Source organism: Pseudaminobacter salicylatoxidans (genome assembly GCF_003148475.1).
Taxonomy (GTDB): Bacteria; Pseudomonadota; Alphaproteobacteria; order Rhizobiales; family Rhizobiaceae; genus Pseudaminobacter; species Pseudaminobacter salicylatoxidans.
Genome location: NZ_QGGG01000013.1, coordinates 81,317 through 98,953, shown reverse-complemented (window position 1 = coordinate 98,953; position 17,637 = coordinate 81,317). Strand labels below are relative to the sequence as shown.

18 protein-coding genes are annotated in these 17,637 nt (G+C 61.8%); 8 read left to right on the top strand and 10 right to left on the bottom strand.

Annotation, left to right across the window (positions count from 1 at the left end; genetic code table 11):
* From C7441_RS17605 to C7441_RS17590, 4 genes are read right to left on the bottom strand one after another with little or no spacing between them, the layout of a single operon-like run.
* Complete coding sequence (locus C7441_RS17605) at window positions 1–369, bottom strand: helix-turn-helix domain-containing protein (RefSeq protein WP_019170900.1); 369 nt, start codon at window positions 367–369, stop codon at window positions 1–3.
* Window positions 366–914, bottom strand: coding sequence for a Smr/MutS family protein (locus tag C7441_RS17600; protein WP_109613999.1), 549 nt, complete (start codon window positions 912–914; stop codon window positions 366–368). Before C7441_RS17600 ends, C7441_RS17605 begins: the two co-directional genes overlap by 4 nt.
* The gene (mltA, locus tag C7441_RS17595) at window positions 911–2,008 is read right to left on the bottom strand and encodes a murein transglycosylase A (RefSeq protein ID WP_109613998.1); all 1,098 of its coding nucleotides are present in this window, start codon (window positions 2,006–2,008) and stop codon (window positions 911–913) included. Before mltA ends, C7441_RS17600 begins: the two co-directional genes overlap by 4 nt.
* A gap of 22 nt (window positions 2,009–2,030) precedes the next feature.
* A complete protein-coding gene (locus C7441_RS17590; RefSeq protein ID WP_026060131.1) occupies window positions 2,031–2,735 on the bottom strand; it encodes a Tim44/TimA family putative adaptor protein in 705 nt (234 codons plus the stop codon).
* Between the two features lie 214 nt (window positions 2,736–2,949).
* Between C7441_RS17590 and C7441_RS17585 the strand changes: the two genes are divergently transcribed.
* Together C7441_RS17585 and secB are read left to right on the top strand one after the other, a co-directional pair.
* Window positions 2,950–3,438: an FxsA family protein gene (locus tag C7441_RS17585; RefSeq protein ID WP_026060130.1), complete on the top strand. Its 489-nt coding sequence runs from the start codon at window positions 2,950–2,952 to the stop codon at window positions 3,436–3,438.
* A 125-nt stretch (window positions 3,439–3,563) separates the two neighbouring features.
* Window positions 3,564–4,064, top strand: a complete 501-nt coding sequence (secB, locus tag C7441_RS17580) for a protein-export chaperone SecB (RefSeq protein WP_019170895.1) — start codon at window positions 3,564–3,566, stop codon at window positions 4,062–4,064.
* Between the two features lie 81 nt (window positions 4,065–4,145).
* Here the strand turns inward: secB and dnaQ are convergent, their stop codons facing one another.
* From dnaQ to C7441_RS17555, 5 genes are all read right to left on the bottom strand, one after another.
* A complete protein-coding gene (dnaQ, locus tag C7441_RS17575) occupies window positions 4,146–4,874 on the bottom strand; it encodes a DNA polymerase III subunit epsilon (RefSeq protein ID WP_109614040.1) in 729 nt (242 codons plus the stop codon).
* Window positions 4,875–5,045: 171 nt separating this feature from the next.
* On the bottom strand, window positions 5,046–5,651 hold the full coding sequence (coaE, locus tag C7441_RS17570) for a dephospho-CoA kinase (RefSeq protein WP_109613997.1): 606 nt from the start codon (window positions 5,649–5,651) through the stop codon (window positions 5,046–5,048).
* Window positions 5,648–6,484, bottom strand: coding sequence for a shikimate dehydrogenase (locus C7441_RS17565; protein ID WP_109613996.1), 837 nt, complete (start codon window positions 6,482–6,484; stop codon window positions 5,648–5,650). Before C7441_RS17565 ends, coaE begins: the two co-directional genes overlap by 4 nt.
* The gene (locus tag C7441_RS17560; protein WP_019170891.1) at window positions 6,477–7,073 is read right to left on the bottom strand and encodes a Maf-like protein; all 597 of its coding nucleotides are present in this window, start codon (window positions 7,071–7,073) and stop codon (window positions 6,477–6,479) included. The genes C7441_RS17565 and C7441_RS17560 overlap by 8 nt, the downstream gene beginning before the upstream one ends.
* Window positions 7,074–7,159: 86 nt before the next feature.
* Window positions 7,160–7,981, bottom strand: coding sequence for a pyruvate, water dikinase regulatory protein (locus tag C7441_RS17555; protein WP_019170890.1), 822 nt, complete (start codon window positions 7,979–7,981; stop codon window positions 7,160–7,162).
* Between the two features lie 402 nt (window positions 7,982–8,383).
* Between C7441_RS17555 and hemE the strand changes: the two genes are divergently transcribed.
* The 3 genes from hemE to rho all read left to right on the top strand — a co-directional run bounded on the left by hemE (window position 8,384) and on the right by rho (window position 11,381).
* Window positions 8,384–9,418 (top strand): uroporphyrinogen decarboxylase, encoded by a 1,035-nt coding sequence (gene hemE, locus C7441_RS17550; protein WP_109613995.1) that lies wholly within the window; start codon window positions 8,384–8,386, stop codon window positions 9,416–9,418.
* Complete coding sequence (gene hemJ, locus C7441_RS17545) at window positions 9,415–9,954, top strand: protoporphyrinogen oxidase HemJ (protein WP_109613994.1); 540 nt, start codon at window positions 9,415–9,417, stop codon at window positions 9,952–9,954. The genes hemE and hemJ overlap by 4 nt, the downstream gene beginning before the upstream one ends.
* A 161-nt stretch (window positions 9,955–10,115) precedes the next feature.
* The gene (rho, locus tag C7441_RS17540; protein ID WP_109613993.1) at window positions 10,116–11,381 is read left to right on the top strand and encodes a transcription termination factor Rho; all 1,266 of its coding nucleotides are present in this window, start codon (window positions 10,116–10,118) and stop codon (window positions 11,379–11,381) included.
* 156 nt (window positions 11,382–11,537) lie between these two features.
* Here rho and C7441_RS17535 read toward each other — a convergent pair whose 3' ends face one another.
* Window positions 11,538–13,556 carry a thioredoxin domain-containing protein gene (locus C7441_RS17535; RefSeq protein ID WP_109613992.1) on the bottom strand — a complete coding sequence of 673 codons (2,019 nt, stop codon included), beginning with the start codon at window positions 13,554–13,556 and terminating at the stop codon, window positions 11,538–11,540.
* Between the two features lie 61 nt (window positions 13,557–13,617).
* On the opposite strand from C7441_RS17535, the gene mnmE reads away from it, so the two are divergent.
* From mnmE to rsmG, 3 genes are all read left to right on the top strand, one after another.
* Window positions 13,618–14,946, top strand: coding sequence for a tRNA uridine-5-carboxymethylaminomethyl(34) synthesis GTPase MnmE (gene mnmE, locus C7441_RS17530; RefSeq protein WP_109613991.1), 1,329 nt, complete (start codon window positions 13,618–13,620; stop codon window positions 14,944–14,946).
* Window positions 14,947–15,126: 180 nt separating this feature from the next.
* On the top strand, window positions 15,127–17,001 hold the full coding sequence (gene mnmG, locus C7441_RS17525; protein WP_109613990.1) for a tRNA uridine-5-carboxymethylaminomethyl(34) synthesis enzyme MnmG: 1,875 nt from the start codon (window positions 15,127–15,129) through the stop codon (window positions 16,999–17,001).
* On the top strand, window positions 16,998–17,630 hold the full coding sequence (gene rsmG / locus C7441_RS17520; RefSeq protein ID WP_109613989.1) for a 16S rRNA (guanine(527)-N(7))-methyltransferase RsmG: 633 nt from the start codon (window positions 16,998–17,000) through the stop codon (window positions 17,628–17,630). The genes mnmG and rsmG overlap by 4 nt, the downstream gene beginning before the upstream one ends.
* Window positions 17,631–17,637 lie beyond the last annotated feature (7 nt).

The following is a 17,637-nucleotide window of genomic DNA, read 5'->3' as shown; positions in this document are numbered from 1 at the left end:
TCAGCGCCGGCGCTTGCGCGCCTTCTCCACCTGCGCGATCAGGCCCTTGATGTCATCCTCGGCCAGCCGGCCTATGCTGGCGGCGAGATGATTGGCCAACGCGGTCGCGGCCGGCGACAGGCCGGAGGTGTCGATCACCACGCGCGGATGCGATGTTTCGGCCAGATGCTGAAGCTCTTCCGCATCGTCCCAGATGACGTTGAAATAGCCGATGATCTTCTGCAGGAGCGCCCAGGTCGGCGCGCCGCGCCGGCCATGCTCGAGCGCCGACAGATAGGCCGCGCTGACGCCGATTGCGGCGGCCATGTCCTTCTGGCTGACGCCGCGCTCGCGCCGCAGCGCCCGCAGCCTTTCCCCCAGCGGCGTCATGGGCGTCGCGCCGCGTGGCGGCGCAGCCGCACATAGAGAGCCCCGCCGCCGCCATGGTGGCGCGCGGCATGGTCGTGGCTGCTGACCAGCATGCGGAAAGGCGGCGTGGCAAGCCAGCCGGGCACGGCCCGCCGCAACACCCCCTCGCCGCCCGACGAAGACCCCTTGCCCGTGATGACGAGCACATAGCGCACACCGCCGGCATGTGCGCGGCCGAGGAAGGACAAAAGCAGCGAATAGGCCTCCTCCTGCGTCAGCCCGTGCAGATCGACCCTGCCCTCTATCGGCAAGCGGCCCCTGGCGAGCTTTTCGTGCGTCGGCGCATCGAGCGAAGTGGTGACGGCCTGCCCGGGCCTGGCCTGGCGCTGCGGGGATGCCGGCTTCGGAGTGGGCTTTTCCGTCGCGGCCATGGCCTGTTCCATGGTCATCGCCGGTTCGGGCGGGACTTCGACCGCAGCTCGACCCTTCAACGGTTTGGTCGAGCGGGCAACCAGGCTCCAGAGGATGCGATCCTCGTCGCTGAGTGTCTTGGGGGCCTTGCTCATGACGCGGCCCCGCCGATGAGGCCGCGCGGGACCAGCGCGAAGAAATCGGCATCGGCGCGCACCACACCGGCGATCTCGCCGGCAGCATCACCGGAACCGGCGAAAAGATCGCCTCGCGCCGGACCGGTGATGGCCGAGCCGGTGTCCTGCGCGATCATCAGCCGGCGGAAGCCAGCGCCGCCGAAGGCCGTCAGCTTCGGGGCGTCAATGAAGAACGGCGTGCCGAATGTATGCAGCAGCCGGTCCACCGCCATGGAACGGCCGGGCGTCAGCGGCACTTTTGCCGCCGCGATCGGCCCCAGCTCGGCTCGTTCAACCGCAGCCTCGCGGAAGAAGATATAGGAGCGGTTGCGCCACAATATCTCGTTCACCCGCCCCGGATTGGCTTTGAACCATGCCCGGATCGACTGCATGGTGATCTTTTCCAGCGGGATTTCGCCCAGTTCGGCCAGCACCCCGCCAGGCCCGGTGAAACGCTGGCCGGATTTCGCCGCATAGGTCACACGCCGCAGCGAGCCGTCCGTCATTTTCAGCCGTGCAGCACCCTGCACATGGACGAAGAATCCATCCACCGGATCGGTCAGCCAGGCGATTTCCAGCCCCTGCCCTTCCAGCGCGCCCCGTTCGATGGCCTGCCGGTCGAAATATTCGGCGAGCCCGTCAGGCGTTTGGCGCGCAAAGGCAAGGTAAGGGTCCATCCCGTCCGGCCGATTGCCATCGTCCACATCAAGCAGATCGTCCGGCCGCGCGAGCAGCGGCACGGTGAAACGATCCGTTCTTACAAGAGAGGCCACCACTTCCGGCTCGTAGAATCCGGTCACGAAGCCCGACGGTCTGTCGTCCGGCGCGACGCGCGCCGGCACAAAATGGCGCTCGAAGAAGGCACGGGCATCCTGCCGCCCGGATGCGCGCGCATCCGCATAGGCATCCGCGAAAGCGGAAAACTCCACACCCAGCGCGCCGGTGCGATAGGGTTTGGTCAGCACATGGAAGGCGCAGCGGCGAAAGGCTGCGTAGGCATCGGTCTGGTCGTCCTGGCGCCAGCCGGGAAGATCGCCGAAGGAGACGATGCGGAAGACAGGCGACAGCGCCACCGGACCGGCCCCTGAACGACGGTCACTCTTCTTCTTCGGTCGCGACGAGCTTCCAGTTCGGGTCGCGCGAGCGTGCATCGCGCGCGAAAGTCCATACGTCCTTGACCTCGGCCACCGTTTCGGGATCGCCGTCGATCACCTCGCCGGCCTTGTCGCGGGTGGCCGAAATAAGCTCGCTGATGATCCGCAGCGTGATGTGGGCCTCGCCGTTCTTCACTTCGGCGGCGACGATATCGGCCTTGTCGATGCCGACGAAGGAGGACTGGATCTTTTCCGAGCGCGCCTCGCGGTCTGAGATGGCGGCGACGAAACCGTCATAGACCTCGCGCGAAAGCAGGTTCTTCAGCGTTTTGCGGTCGCCGTCGGCATAGGCCATGACGATCATCTCATAGGCCATCTTGGCGCCGTCGACGAAGGATTTGGGCTCGAAGCTCGCATCGGCATCCTTGATGGCGCGCAGGCCCCTGTTCAGATCGGTGTCGGGCTTGGCGACGGCATCAATGGCCGCATAGGCATCGTCATTGTCGGCCGGACCACGCTTGCGCGGCAGGGACACCACATTTTCGGATTTTTGGGCGGCATCCTTGTCGCCGGTGCGGGCGGCCGTATAGGGATCGAACGGCGGACGCTCATTGCCGGTGCGGCGCCCCAGCACGTTGCGCAGCTGAAAGAAGATCACGACGGCCGCGATCAGAAAGAACAATGTGCCGAAGTCGAAAAATTCCATATCTTCCGCCATCAATCCCTTGTCTTCGGCCGTGCCGAAACGGCACTCTCACCGCTCCGGCATTTCAGCGCCCTCTGTTCCAATGCATATAGAACGCATGCTGCCATCATTCAAATGAAAGCCATGCTTACCTATCTAATGTAGGATGCGCCAGCGTTGGCCGCTGGACATTTTGATGCAACCCAGGTCAAAAACCCGAAAAACAGGCTGGTTCGTGCGCGTTTCCCTCATTCCCTCCCTTCTTTTGCTGCTTCCGCTGATCGAAATCGCCGGCTTCGTCATCGTCGGCCGGCAGATCGGCGTTTTTCCGACGCTGGGGCTCACCATCGCCGCCAGCATCGCCGGCGGCATGCTTTTGCGACATCAGGGTTTTGGCGTGATGGCGCGCATCCGCAATGAGATCGAGGCCGGGCGCGACCCCAGCCGCGACCTCGCCCATGGCGTGATGATCCTTTTGGCAGGCATCCTGCTTCTTTTGCCGGGCTTCTTCACCGATATTCTCGGCATTTTGCTGTTCCTGCCGCCGGTGCGCGATTTCGGCTGGAATTTTTTGCGCAAGCGCGTGGATTTCACGGTGAATTATGGCGGCATGGGCGGCTTTTCGCGCCGGCAGGGTCAAAGCCGGACCATCGACCTCGACGAAGCCGACTATTCGCGCGACGCCGATCCGAATTCGCCCTGGCGGCGTCTTGGCGACGACTAGAGACGCAAAACCCGCCCGCGACGGCAGCCCGGCCAAAACCTTGTCTTGACATGAAGGCCATGCTAGCCAACGCTCGATTTCAATCGGGGCCGCCCGGCGGCTGAACGCAAAGAGGAAGATGGCTCATGGCCAATGACGAGAACCAGCCGGTCGGCAACGGAAACGGCAATGCCGCCGGTGCGCAGCCTTCGCTCAACGTGCTTGCACAATATGTGAAGGACCTCTCCTTCGAGAGCCCCGGCGCGCCCAACTCGCTGCGCGGCCGCGACAAGGCGCCCGGCATCAACATCAACGTCAACGTCAACGCCAATCCGCTTTCGGACAAGGAATTCGACGTCAACCTGACGCTCTCGGCCAAGGCGGCTTTCGACAAGGAAGTGCTGTTCAACGTCGAGCTGGTCTATGGCGGCGTCTTCAAGATCGAAGGGTTCCCGCAGGAGCACATGCTGCCGCTGCTCTTCATCGAGTGCCCGCGCCTGCTGTTTCCCTTCGCGCGCCAGATCATCGCCGACGCCACCCGCAATGGCGGCTTCCCGCCGCTGATGCTCGACCCGATCGACTTCGCGCAGATGTTCCAGCAGAAGATCGCCGAGGACCAGGCGGCTGCCAAGGTGCAGGTCAGCTAAGCCCAGCGCAGCAGCGACTTTTCATGAAAAACCCGGCCTCGTGCCGGGTTTTTTGTCTGATAGAAGAACTTCAAGCGACCCTTATCCAAGAGCGGCTTCGCGCTCTTCGTCCGATGCGCCGAAACGCTGCCAGATCGATTTCTCGCCCAGTTTCTCGACCAGTTTCGCATGGGCCGCGCGCTCGGCATCCGTGATGCGCGGAGCCAACGGCACCGGACGCTGGCCGATGGTGACCGTAGCCTGGCCGCCAAAATCCTCGCCGCCCGACTGGCTGCCCGCGTCGAGGATGAGCGCCGCCTGCCTGCCGCCGACCAACTCGATATAGACTTCGGCCAGAAGCTGGGAGTCGAGCAAGGCGCCGTGGAATGTGCGGTGGCTGTTGTTGATGCCGTAGCGCCGGCACAGCGCGTCGAGCGAATTCGGCCCCATCGGGTGCTTGCGGCGCGCGAGCGCCAGCGAATCCACCACCCGCTCATTGTCCACCGCCGGGAAATCGAGCCGCGCCAGTTCGGCATTGATGAAGCCGATGTCAAAATTGGCATTGTGCGCGATCAGCTTCGCGCCATCGAAAAAAGCCAGGAACTGATCAACGATCTCAGGGAAGGTTTTCTCGTTGACAAGGCGTTCATTGCTGATGCCGTGGACGGCAAGCGCGTCGGGATGGACCTGCCTGCCCTGCGGATTGATGTAGACATGGAACGTGTTTCCGGTCGGAAACCGGTTGACCATCTCCACCGCGCCGATCTCGATGATGCGATCCTCGCGCGCGTCGAGGCCGGTGGTTTCCGTATCGAAGATGATTTCGCGCAACGAATCACTCCATTCAGCGCCATTCTCGCACATGGGCGGACTGGCGCAGTAGTTACGATGCTGAGTGGCTTCCCGAAGGCTTGCCGGTTCTCTCGAAGCTGGTGCCGGTCACCGCCGTCGACCGGCGGAAACCTCATGAATCATGACCGCGACCGCCTGAGGCCGCAAGGGTCAGTTGGCAGGAGAATGCGGCTTTTCCCCGACGAGCGAGGCGATCAGCCGCTGCACCGCCTGCCTCGTGCGATCGAACGAGCCGCTCGTGTCGATAACGAAATCGGCCTGCCGGCGCTTTTCGGCGTCAGGCACCTGACGCGCCAGAATGCTGGCGAATTTTTCTTCGGTCATGCCCGGGCGGGCAAGCACGCGCTCGCGCTGCGCTTCGGCCGAGGCGCTGACCACGACGACCTTGTCGACGCGGTCGCGTCCGCCGGTTTCAAACAGCAGCGGTATGTCGAGCACGGCCAGCGGTGCTCCGGACGCGCGGCTCTGCGCCAGAAAGGCTTCGGCATCGGCACGCACCAGAGGGTGGATGACCCCCTCGAGCTTTTTCAACGCCTCGGGCTTGCCGAGCACCCGCCTGGAAAGCTCGGCGCGATCGACGACGCCGTCGCGAACAGTGCCGGGAAATGCAGCTTCCACCAGCGGAGCGGCTTTGCCGGCATAGAGCCGATGCACGGCCTCGTCCGAATCATGCACCGGCACGCCGGCTTCCGAAAACATCCTGCCGGCAGTCGATTTGCCCATGCCTATCGACCCTGTGAGCCCCAGCACGATCATGCCGCCACACCCAGGTCGGCCACGATCAGCTCGCGCAGCTTCCGCGTCACCTCGGGCCGCACGCCGAACCAGCGCTCGAAGCCCGGCACGGCCTGATGCAGCAGCATGCCGAGGCCGTCCACGGTCTTCAGCCCGCGCGCCCTTGCCACCGCAAGCAGCGGCGTTTCCAGCGGCACATAGACGATGTCGGTGACGATGGCATGGGCGGGCAAGGCCGACGGATCGACCGGCAATTCGCCACTGCCATGCATGCCGAGCGAGGTCGTGTTGACGAGGAGCCCGGTGTCGGGCAGGAATTCGCCGCTTGCCGCAAGCGGATGGCCCGAAACCCCTTCACCGAACGCATCCGCCAGCGCCAGCGCGCGCTCCGCGGTGCGGTTGACGATGCGGATATGCCTGAACCCGCGCATCTTCAGCGCATGGACCACCGCGCGCGCCGCTCCGCCCGCGCCCAGTACCAGCGCGATTTCGGCCTTGTCCCAGTCGGGCGCATATTCATCGAGATTGGCGGCAAAACCATAGGCATCCGTATTGTCGCCCCACAGATGGCCGTTCTCGAACCACAGCGTGTTGACCGCGCCGATCGCCTCGGCGGCCGCGGCACGCCGCTGAACCAGGCGGAAGGCCGCTTCCTTGTGCGGAATGGTGACATTGCCGCCGACCAGCCCGTTCGCGGCCAGCCGCGCCAGAAAATCATCGAAAACCTCCGGCTCCACATCGATGGCGTCATAGCTGCCGTCGATGCCGTATTGTCTCAGCCAAAAGCCGTGAATCTTCGGCGAACGCGAATGCGCGATCGGGTGTCCGCAGACGAAAGCCTTGCGTTCAGCCATCGATGGCTCCAAGTTCGCGCAGCTTCTTGAGCAGCGGCAACAGCGGCAGGCCGACGATGGTGAAATAATCGCCCTCGATCCTGTCGAAAAGCTGGATGCCTTCGCCTTCGATCTGGTAGGCGCCGACGCTCATCAACGCCTTGTCGCCAACACGCGCCAGGTGGCGGCCGATGAAGGCGGGGTCGAGCTTGCGCATGGTGAGGCGTGCAATGGGCACGTCGCTCCACAATGTGTTGCCGCCCCTGGCCAGCACGACCGCACTGTTGAGCTGATGCGTCCTGCCCGAAAGGTCGAGCAGATGGCGGCGCGCATCCTCCATGTCGCGCGGCTTGTGGAAAATGCGGTCGTCAAGCGACAGCGTCTGGTCGCAGCCTATGACCAGCGCATCCGGGTGACTTTCGCTGACATTGAGCGCCTTGGCTTCCGCCAGGATCAACGCCACGTCCTCGGGGCCGGTGCCGCTGTTTTCCAGCGGCGCCTCAAGGGCGCGCTCATCGAGATCGGCCGTTGCGACGGTGAAATCGATGCCGGCATTGGTGAGCAAGGTTTTGCGAAACGGACTTCCCGACGCAAGTATGATCCTGTCCATCGCCTGAATCCTCCAGACCCTGTTCGTTCCGCCAAACGAGGTTCATCCGCGCGTTTTGCGTGCGCGATAATCTCCGAAACGACGCGTTATCGCGTCTTGTTCCGCAGGGCAACGATTGCCGCCGCGGTTTCCTCGATGGAGCGGCGGCTGACATCGATCATCGGCCAGCCATGGCGTGTGCAGATCTGCCTTGCATAGGCCAGTTCCTCGCTGATCGTCGCGCGATCGATGTAGCTCTGCCCCTCGAAGCCGGGCGTCGTGCCGAGCAACCGGTTCTGGCGCACCTGCGAGATGCGCTCGGCGGTGGCGACAAGCCCGACGATCAGGGGCTTGGTCGCGGAAGCGAGGCTCTCGGGCAGCGGCACGCCGAGCACGATAGGGATATTGGCTGTCTTGATGCCGCGATTGGCCAGATAGATGCTGGTCGGCGTCTTGGAGGTGCGCGAAATGCCGATCAGCACGATGTCGGCATCGTCCACGTCGTCGGGCAATTGCCCGTCATCATGCTCCATGGTGAAGTTCAGCGCGTCGATGCGCCGGAAATATTCGGCGTTGAGCACATGCTGCGCGCCGACGCGACGCCCGGCCGGCGTGCCGAGATAAGACTGGAACACGCCAAGCACCGGCTCCAGCACCGAGACGTAAGGCAGGCCCATGGCCACGCAGCGGCTGTCGATCATGCGCGCAAGGCTCTGGTCCACCATCGTGTAGAGCACGATGCCCGGCTCCTCCTCTATGTCCTCGAACACCTTCATGAGCTGCTTTTCGGTGCGGATCAGCGGGTAGATGTGTTCGATGGCGCGCGCATCCTTGTATTGCGCCGACGCCGCCCGGCCGGCCGCCAGCAGCGTTTCGCCGGTGGCGTCCGAAATCAGGTGCAGATGGAAGAAGCTCTGGGGTTTGTTCACAAGCTTTGCCCGGTCTCTGTGGTCAAATGTGGATAAGGGTGGCGTTTTGCCGATGGCGGTCGCCGGCGACTGTATCAGATGGCGACTTGTCCACAATTCACCCCGCTGTCAGTTTCGCAGCCCGGCCGTGGATGGAAATGGGGATAAGGCAAGCCGCCATATCGCGGCCACCCGAGAGCCTTAAACAAGCTTCTACGCAAGCGCTTGTAATTCCTAATCGAATTGAGATAATCCCCATAATTCCCCAATCCACAGCCAGCCAAGCGCGACAATATGCTTTCTGGCGACGGGTTGGGCTGCGTGGATAAGTGACAATTCTCGATTCCAACAGAGTCTAAGAATCAAAAGACTCTTTTCCTTGAGAATTATATTTTCAGGACAAACTGGGAGAACGACGCGACCATGACCGCAAGACGCGCCATGCTGGATGTTCTGAAGGGCCAGACCGTTTCCCCGACGCCGCTCTGGATGATGCGTCAGGCCGGCCGCTACCTTCCGGAGTATCGGGAAACGCGCAAGACGGCGGGAGGGTTCCTCGACCTTTGCTACAATCCCGATTTTGCCGTCGAAGTGACGCTGCAGCCGATCCGGCGCTTCGGTTTCGACGCATCGATCCTGTTTTCGGATATTCTCGTCGTACCGCATGCGCTCGGCCGTGACCTGCGCTTTGAAGAGGGCCGAGGCCCGCTGATGACACCGATGACGGCCGACGATGTCGAACGGCTGGACGGTTCCGATTTCCATCAGCATCTCGCGCCGGTCTACGAGACGGTAAAGCGGCTGCGCGGCGAACTGCCGGCCGAGACGACGCTGATCGGTTTCTGCGGCGCGCCATGGACGCTGGCCACTTATATGATCGCCGGCCACGGCACGCCAGATCAGGGACCGGCGCGGCTGTTTGCCTATCGCAACCCGGAAGCGATGGAACGGCTGCTGTCGATCCTTGCGGACTACTCGGCGCAATATCTGATCCGGCAGATCGAACAGGGTGCCGACACGGTGCAGATCTTCGATTCCTGGGCAGGCATTCTCGATGAAGCCTCGTTCGACGCCTTCTGCGTGAAGCCGGTCGCCGAGATCGTGCGCAAAGTGCATGCCGTATATCCCGACGTGCCGGTGATCGGCTTCCCGCGAGGAGCAGGCAGCCGCTATGACGCCTATCGTTCGAAAACGGGCGTGACGGGGCTCGGCCTCGACTGGACCGTGCCGCTCTCGCAGGCGCGCCGATTGCAGGCGCAAGGGGCGGTGCAAGGCAATCTCGACCCGCTGAGGCTGGTGGCCGGCGGACGGGCGTTGCGCGAAGGCGTGGACGACATTCTGCGGGCGCTCGGCGACGGTCCCTTCGTGTTCAATCTCGGCCACGGCATCACGCCGGAAACGCCGATCGAGCATGTCGAGGCGATGATCCGCCAGGTGAGGAGCTATTCGGGCAAATGAACGCAACGAACACGCCACAATCGAGCGGCGGCAAGGCCATGCAGCGGGCCGTGATCGCCATCGTCATCCTTCTGGTACTGACGGGCCTCCTGTTCTGGCTCGGCACCGACGGTTTCTATCCCTGGGCCAAGGCGATCCACATCATCGCGGTCATTTCCTGGATGGCCGGCATGCTCTATCTGCCGCGGCTGTTCGTTTATCACGCGGATGCCGAAAAGGGCTCGGTGCAGTCCGAGACCTTCAAGGTGATGGAGCGCCGCCTGCTGCGCGCCATCATCAATCCGGCCATGATCGTCACCTGGGTGTTCGGCCTGTGGCTCGCCTGGAAGGGCTTTGCCTTCCAGGGCGGCTGGCTGCACGGCAAGATTGCCCTGGTGGTCCTGATGTCGGGCGTGCACGGCTATCTTTCCGCCTCGGTGCGCCGTTTTGCGGAAGATCGCAACACCAAGCCGGCCCGGCACTGGCGCATCGTCAACGAGATTCCGACCGTTCTGATGGTCCTCATCGTCATTCTGGTGGTCGTGAAACCCTTCTGACGGCCTGCCCGGCAAAAAGGGACCTTGCTCTTTGCTGCGCGGGCAGCTAAAAGGGGGTCCTTCCTTTTCGTCCACGCCACCTCTTGCCGTTGCACAGGTCGCGCGCGGCGCTTAATCGCATTTGCCGATATTTTTCCCAAAGCCCCAGGCAGAGTCCGTCCATGCAGGAAATGAAACTCCAGGAGTTCAAGAACAAGAAGCCGACCGATCTCGTCGCGTTCGCCGAATCGCTTGAGGTCGAGAATGCCAGCGTCATGCGCAAGCAGGAGCTGATGTTCGCGATCCTGAAGAAGCTGGCCGCGCAGGACGTCGAGATCATCGGCGACGGTGTCGTCGAGGTGCTGCAGGACGGCTTCGGCTTCCTGCGCTCGGCCAACGCCAACTATCTGCCGGGTCCGGACGATATCTATATCTCGCCCTCGCAGATCCGCCGTTTCTCGCTGAAGACCGGCGACACGGTTGAAGGACCGATCCGCAGCCCGAAGGAAGGCGAGCGCTATTTCGCCCTTCTCAAGGTCAACACCATCAATTTCGACGATCCGGAAAAGATCCGGCACAAGATCCACTTCGACAATCTGACGCCGCTTTATCCGAACGAGCGGCTGAAGATGGAAGTCGACAACCCGACCACCAAGGACATCTCGCCGCGCGTGATCGATCTGGTGGCGCCGCTGGGCAAGGGCCAGCGCGGGCTGATCGTGGCGCCGCCGCGCACCGGCAAGACGGTGCTGCTGCAGAACATCGCCCATTCGATCACTACCAATCACCCCGAATGCTACCTGATCGTGCTGCTGATCGACGAGCGTCCCGAAGAAGTGACCGACATGCAGCGTTCGGTGAAGGGCGAGGTCGTGTCCTCGACCTTCGACGAGCCGGCCGCGCGCCACGTGCAGGTGGCCGAAATGGTCATTGAAAAGGCCAAGCGTCTTGTCGAGCATGGCCGCGACGTGGTCATCCTGCTCGATTCCATCACGCGTCTCGGCCGCGCCTACAACACCGTCGTGCCATCCTCCGGCAAGGTGCTGACCGGCGGTGTCGACGCCAACGCCCTGCAGCGCCCGAAGCGCTTCTTCGGTGCGGCGCGCAACATCGAGGAAGGCGGCTCGCTCACCATCATCGCCACCGCGCTGATCGACACCGGCAGCCGCATGGACGCAGTGATCTTCGAAGAGTTCAAGGGCACCGGCAACTCCGAAATCGTGCTCGACCGCAAGGTGGCCGACAAGCGCATCTTCCCGGCAATGGACATCCTCAAGTCCGGCACCCGCAAGGAAGACCTGCTGGTGCCACGTCAGGACCTGCAGAAGATCTTCGTGCTGCGCCGCATCCTGGCGCCGATGGGGACGACCGACGCGATCGAATTCCTCATCGACAAGCTCAAGCAGACCAAGACGAATTCCGATTTCTTCGATTCGATGAACACCTGAGCGATCGGTCAGGCAGGTTATCGGGGATACCGGTCGAATCGGGCGTGTCTCACGCCCGGTTTCAGAAAATATCTTTTTAAAACAATGAGATAGTTCGTTGCAGCGGCCCAAAACCGCTGTAACCGCTTCTGTTTCGGAAACAACGTTCGCCGGGGCTCAGCCGCCAAGCACGCGGGTCAGTTCATCCGGATCGGTGATGATCGGCAGGCAGCTCAGGCCGGTGCACAGATATGCGCCGGCCTTTTCCGTCGATGGATAGGCTCCGCCGGGGAGCGCCGGCAATTCGTTTGCCGCATCGCGCGCGATAATGATGTCAACCCGTCTTGGGTCAGGGTATCGATTCGCCACCGGAACAAATTCGGGGGCGTTCCTGTCTTCGACGATCACCAGCTTCATCGGGTTCATTGCCAGCGTGCAGGCATTGACGATGCCGGCCTGCCCATATTGCTGCCTGCTGCTGCGACCGGCCGCGTGTTCGGCTACCCGCCAGGCCTTCTCCTGCAGTTCGATCGACCCGGTGACGTTTGCCAGACGCACAAGCGCCTCGATGATCTGGCTTGTCGCGGAAGGAATGGCCTCGTCCACATCGCCGCGGATGCGGATCGGCACATCGTTGCTGTCGGACGCGGTAAGAAAATAGCCATTGCCGTCCGTGTCCGCATACCATTGGTCGAGCATGTCCACAAACTGCCGCGCCGTTTTCAGATAGTCCGTCTTTCCGGTGGCTTCATAAAGCGCGATCGCTGCATTGATAGCGGACGCATAATCGCTGGAAAGTGCGGGATAGAGTGCGCGATCGCCCAGAATGGAATGCGGCAGGCGACCATCCTCGTCCCGATGATCGACGATGAAGGCACAGGCCGCTTCGGCCGCTTCAATCCATTCCGGCTTGCCTAGAGTTCGCCCTGTTTCGGCCAGGGCGACGATCAGAAGACCGTTCCAGTCGACCAGCACCTTGTCGTCGCGACCCGGCCGCACGCGATGTGCGCGCGCTGTCAGCAGCGCCTTCTTGAGACGGGTGGTTTCCTCGCGGTGCTCCACCTCATGGGCGGTTTGGGCCGGTGTCTGGTGGATAATGGGTTTTCCCTCCCAATTCACCGGCGCCGAAAGGGTGAAACTGCTGGCAAACTTTGCAGAATCCTCCCCCAGGGCCTCGGCGACTTCCGCATTGTTCCAGGTGTAGAACAGGCCCTCTTCGCCTTCGCTGTCCGCATCCAGGCTGGAGGCAAAGCCGCTCCCTTCGATCCGCATTTCCCGCAGAAGCCAGATCACGGTCTCTTCGATTCGGACACGAAACAACTCATTGCCGTTTGCGGCAAGCGCCCAGTTGGCCTGACGCAACAGCTGTGCGTTGTCGTAGAGCATTTTTTCAAAATGCGGCACCAGCCATTCGGCATCCGTCGCGTAGCGTGCCAGACCGCCGCCGACATGGTCGTAGATGCCGCCGCGCAGCATATGCGCGAGGCTGTCGATGACGGCATCGCGGTGTGTTGCGGCGCCGTTGACGAGCCAGTTCAGCCACAGCGTTTGCATGAAGGGGGCGTTGGGAAACTTTGGCGCGCCGCGCAATCCGCCGGCTTGCCGATCCATCATGCCGAAAATGCCGTCGGCCAGGGCAGTCAGGAGCTTTCCATCAAGTTCTGTTGGGGTATGAGTGGCGGCAAGCCGGGTTTCGACATGCGCGCTGAGCTGCTCGGCGCTCTCGGCAAGGCTTTGCTGCTTTTCCTGCCAGGCCTTGTTCACGGCTTCCAGAACCTGAATGAAGCCCGGCCGGCCGTAGCGCGTTTCCCTCGGAAAATAGGTTCCACCCCAGAAGGGTTTTGCGTCGGGCGTGAGAAACATGGTCAACGGCCAGCCCCCCTGCTCGCCCATCGCCGTAAGTGCCGCCATGTAGATCTGGTCGATATCGGGCCGTTCCTCGCGGTCGACCTTGATATTGACGAACAGACGGTTCATGACGGCGGCCACATCTTCGTTTTCGAAGCTTTCATGGGCCATTACGTGGCACCAATGGCAGGCCGCATAGCCGACCGACAGCAGAATCGGCTTCTGCGTCTGCCGCGCCTCCGCAAGCGATTGCGGCGACCACGGCCGCCAGTGAACCGGATTGCCGCTGTGCTGGCGCAGATAGGGGCTGGTTTGGTCGGAAAGCAGATTTTCGGCGGGAAGTATCACGATTTCGGCCCCGGCAAGAGTACAGGCACCCGAACTTAGGGCGATGGAAGGTAGCGAGCAAATGATATTCCAGGATTCGATCGTGGCGCTATCGAGCGGTCGCCTTCCCTCCGGCATCGCGGTCATTCGTATATCAGGGCCGCAAACTCGATTCGTCCTCGAAACGATTATTGGATTCGTGCCAGCGCCACGCCAGGCGCGCTATACCTCCCTGCGTAAAGCCGATCGCTCATTGCTGGACCGGGGCATTGCGTTGTTCTTTCCGGGCCCCAACAGCTTTACCGGCGAGGACTCGGCCGAGCTTCATGTTCATGGCGGCCGCGCCGTCGTTCAGGCTGTGATCGACGCGCTGACCGACCTTGACGGATTGCGCCTCGCGGAACCGGGAGAGTTCACCCGGCGCGCTTTCCTCAACGGCAAGGTCGATCTGGTCGAAGCGGAATCACTTGCCGATCTGGTGACGGCTGAAACCGAGGCGCAACGACGCTTCGCCATGTTGAATGCCGAAGGTCGGCAGAGCGGGCTCTATCTGGAATGGCGCAGGCGGCTGATCCATGGCCGCGCGATGATCGAGGCGGAGATGGATTTCGCCGACGAATCCGACATTCCCGGTTCCGTTTCGGCAACGATATGGCCTGACATTCGGCTTATGGTGGAGGAGATCAAAAGCCATATCAAAGGGTTCCATCGTGCGGAGATGATCCGCGATGGCTTTGACATCGTTATTCTTGGCGCTCCCAATGCCGGTAAATCCAGCCTGCTCAATGCACTTGCACGACGTGAAGTGGCGATCGTTACCGACGAACCCGGAACGACGCGTGATCTGGTCGAAATCGTGCTCGACCTGGAGGGCATGAAAGTGCGGCTCACCGACACGGCCGGCATACGTGAAACTACGGGAAAAGTGGAAGCGATCGGTATCGGGCGGGCTCTGGGTCGTGCGGCTTCGGCTGATCTCATCCTCTATCTTGAAGATATGTCACAGCCGGAACCCCTCCCCGAGTTGCCTGAGGATCGACCGATGTTGCGGATCGGAACCAAGTGCGATCTGGCGGGCGAACCGGCTGCTGAGGGAAAAGGGAACTATGATCTGATCGTATCGACCACGACCGGAATGGGAATGGACGAACTGATCCAAATCATCATCGCGCGATCCAGCGGAGCGATTGGTGATATGGGCGACATCCTGCCCACCCGGCACCGGCACACCAGACTGCTGGCCGAAACGATTGAGCATATTGAAGCCTGCCTCGCCCTTCCAAGCGATATGCTGGAATTGCGCTCGGAAAATCTGAGACTGGCGTCCGACCGCCTTGGGCGTATTTCGGGCGCTGTGGATACCGAAGATTTGCTCGACGTGATCTTTTCCCAATTCTGTATCGGAAAATGACTCACGTGAAACACTGTCCGGGCGTGACTCACGTGAAACATGCCAAAACCCTGTCAAATGATTCACGTGAAACGCCCGGGATTGTAAACAGCTTGTTTCACGTGAAACAATGTGACCGGACATCGTCTTGACAGAGGCGGCGAACAGCAACAAGGAAGACCGATCGTTCGGAGCAGATAGATGAACAGCAATTATGATGTCATCGTTGTTGGTGGCGGTCATGCCGGGTGCGAGGCAGCAAGCGCTGCCGCGCGCGCTGGTGCACGCACTGCGCTGGTGACTCTGCGCGCGGACACGATCGGCGTCATGTCCTGCAATCCGGCAATCGGCGGACTTGGGAAAGGACATCTGGTTCGCGAGATCGACGCCATGGACGGGCTGATGGGGCGCATTGCGGATGCCGGAGGAATCCAGTTTCGACTGCTCAACCGCAAGAAAGGGCCTGCGGTGCGTGGTCCCCGCACCCAGGCGGACCGGAAGCTTTACCGACTTGCCATGCAGGCGGCGATAGAGGAACAAGCCGGGCTCGATGTGATCGAAGGCGAAGTCTTCGACCTCGCGATCGTCGATGACCGTATAACTGGGGTTCTTCTTGCCGATGGTCGCCGCCTCGACTGCGGTGCGGTTGTGTTGACGACCGGTACCTTCCTGCGCGGTCTCATTCATATCGGGGAGCGAAAGTTTCCCGCCGGGCGAATGAATGAGCAGGCGTCGCTGGGTCTTTCAGAGACTATGACACGTGCCGGATTTCGGCTCGGGCGGCTCAAGACCGGGACACCGGCGCGACTGGATGGCCGCACCATTGACTGGGCGAGCCTGGAAAGCCAGGCCGCGGACGACCATCCGATTCCGTTCTCCCTGATGACGGATGCGATAACGAACCCGCAGATCAACTGCGGTATCACGCGCACAACCCCCGCAAGCCACGAATTGATCCGTCAGAATCTCGGGCGCTCGGCGATGTATTCGGGATCGATCGAGGGCATCGGGCCGCGCTATTGCCCGTCGATCGAGGACAAGATCGTCAAGTTCGGCGACCGTGAGGGGCACCAGATATTTCTCGAGCCGGAAGGGTTGGACGATCACACGGTCTATCCCAATGGTATTTCCACTTCCCTGCCTGAGGATGTTCAGCTTGAGCTGCTGAAAACCATTCCGGGGCTTGAGCAGGCAAAGATGCTGCAGCCGGGTTACGCGATCGAGTATGATCATATCGATCCGCGTGAGCTGGAGACGACCCTCGAAACCCGTCGTGTTGCCGGGCTGTTTCTTGCAGGTCAGATCAATGGCACGACAGGCTATGAGGAGGCCGGCGCACAAGGTTTGCTGGCCGGGCTCAACGCGGCCCGGCGCGCCGGGGGATCCGACGGAATCACGCTAAGCCGCACCGATGCCTATATCGGTGTGATGGTGGACGATCTCACCAGTCGCGGCATCACCGAGCCCTATCGCATGTTTACATCGCGGGCGGAGTTTCGCCTGTCGCTGCGCGCCGACAATGCCGATGAACGTTTGACGCCGATGGCCATTGAATTGGGCATTGTGAGCGAGGCCAGAACCGCCCGGTTCGGGAAGATTGCCGCGCGCCTTGAGGAGGCGCGGCGGCTTGCCAAATCGCTCGGGATGACGCCGAACGAAGCGCGGCGGCACGGCTTGCATGTGAATATGGACGGCGTCCGGCGAAGCGCCTATGACCTGCTCTCCTATCCTGACACCAGCCTTGAACAACTGGCAACGATCTGGCCCGAGCTGGGTGCACTGGATGCCCGCACCGCCGAGGCCCTCGAAATCGAGGCGCGCTATGCTGTCTATCTGGAACGCCAGAAGGCCGATGCGATACAAATTCGGCGGGAAGAAGAGCGGCTTATCCCTTTGGATATCAGTTTCGATTCGGTTCCCGGTCTTTCCAACGAGTTGAAACAGAAGCTGCGGGACCGGCGGCCGCGCTCGGTTGCCGAGGCGCAGCGCATAGACGGAATGACCCCGGCTGCCCTGGCCATCATCGTCGCACATGTGCGACAGGCGGAAGAAGCGTTGCGCAAGGGGGCGGCGTGAGCAAGATCGGGTTTGATGAGCTGTGTGAACTGGCCGGGCCTGTTTCACGTGAAACTTTCGATCGCCTTCAGGCCTTCGAAAACCTGTTCGGCAAATGGGCGGCGCGGATCAATCTCTCCGCATCTTCGACGCTGAACGATGTCTGGCGCAGGCATATTTTGGACAGCGCGCAACTCGGGCGAATCGAACCGAAGGCCCTGCGATGGGTCGATCTTGGTTCCGGCGGGGGCTTTCCGGGACTGGTTATGGCCTTTCTGCTCATGGAAAGGCCGGGGGCGAGCATCGATCTTGTCGAGAGCAACCGCAAGAAAACCGGTTTCCTGCAGATGGTTTGTGGTGAATTCGGCTTGCCTGCCCGCATTCATGCCAAACGCATCGAGGATACCTATCAGATGATTCGCGATGTCGAGGTGGTGACGGCGCGGGCTCTGGCGCCCCTGCCGCTGCTTTTGCAGCTTTCGGCTCCCTGGCTGCAGGCCGGTGCCAAGGCATTGTTCCATAAAGGCCGGGATTACCGGACCGAGGTGGAAGAAAGCGCTCAACTGTGGTCGTTCGAACTGGTAGAACATAAAAGCATGATCGATCCGCAGAGCGTCATCCTCGAGATCTCCAATCTGCGTCGAATGTGAATTGCGT

What these genes read in the sequence shown, in the direction of transcription:
- C7441_RS17590 (WP_026060131.1), bottom strand. Translation starts at nt 2,735, where the DNA reads ATGGAATTTTTCGACTTCGGCACATTGTTCTTTCTGATCGCGGCCGTC.
- C7441_RS17600 (WP_109613999.1), bottom strand. Translation starts at nt 914, where the DNA reads ATGAGCAAGGCCCCCAAGACACTCAGCGACGAGGATCGCATCCTCTGG.
- C7441_RS17560 (WP_019170891.1), bottom strand. Translation starts at nt 7,073, where the DNA reads ATGGACAGGATCATACTTGCGTCGGGAAGTCCGTTTCGCAAAACCTTG.
- hemE (WP_109613995.1), top strand. Translation starts at nt 8,384, where the DNA reads ATGACCGCAAGACGCGCCATGCTGGATGTTCTGAAGGGCCAGACCGTT.
- rho (WP_109613993.1), top strand. Translation starts at nt 10,116, where the DNA reads ATGCAGGAAATGAAACTCCAGGAGTTCAAGAACAAGAAGCCGACCGAT.
- C7441_RS17565 (WP_109613996.1), bottom strand. Translation starts at nt 6,484, where the DNA reads ATGGCTGAACGCAAGGCTTTCGTCTGCGGACACCCGATCGCGCATTCG.
- hemJ (WP_109613994.1), top strand. Translation starts at nt 9,415, where the DNA reads ATGAACGCAACGAACACGCCACAATCGAGCGGCGGCAAGGCCATGCAG.
- mnmG (WP_109613990.1), top strand. Translation starts at nt 15,127, where the DNA reads ATGAACAGCAATTATGATGTCATCGTTGTTGGTGGCGGTCATGCCGGG.
- C7441_RS17605 (WP_019170900.1), bottom strand. Translation starts at nt 369, where the DNA reads ATGACGCCGCTGGGGGAAAGGCTGCGGGCGCTGCGGCGCGAGCGCGGC.
- coaE (WP_109613997.1), bottom strand. Translation starts at nt 5,651, where the DNA reads ATGATCGTGCTGGGGCTCACAGGGTCGATAGGCATGGGCAAATCGACT.
- mnmE (WP_109613991.1), top strand. Translation starts at nt 13,618, where the DNA reads ATGATATTCCAGGATTCGATCGTGGCGCTATCGAGCGGTCGCCTTCCC.
- secB (WP_019170895.1), top strand. Translation starts at nt 3,564, where the DNA reads ATGGCCAATGACGAGAACCAGCCGGTCGGCAACGGAAACGGCAATGCC.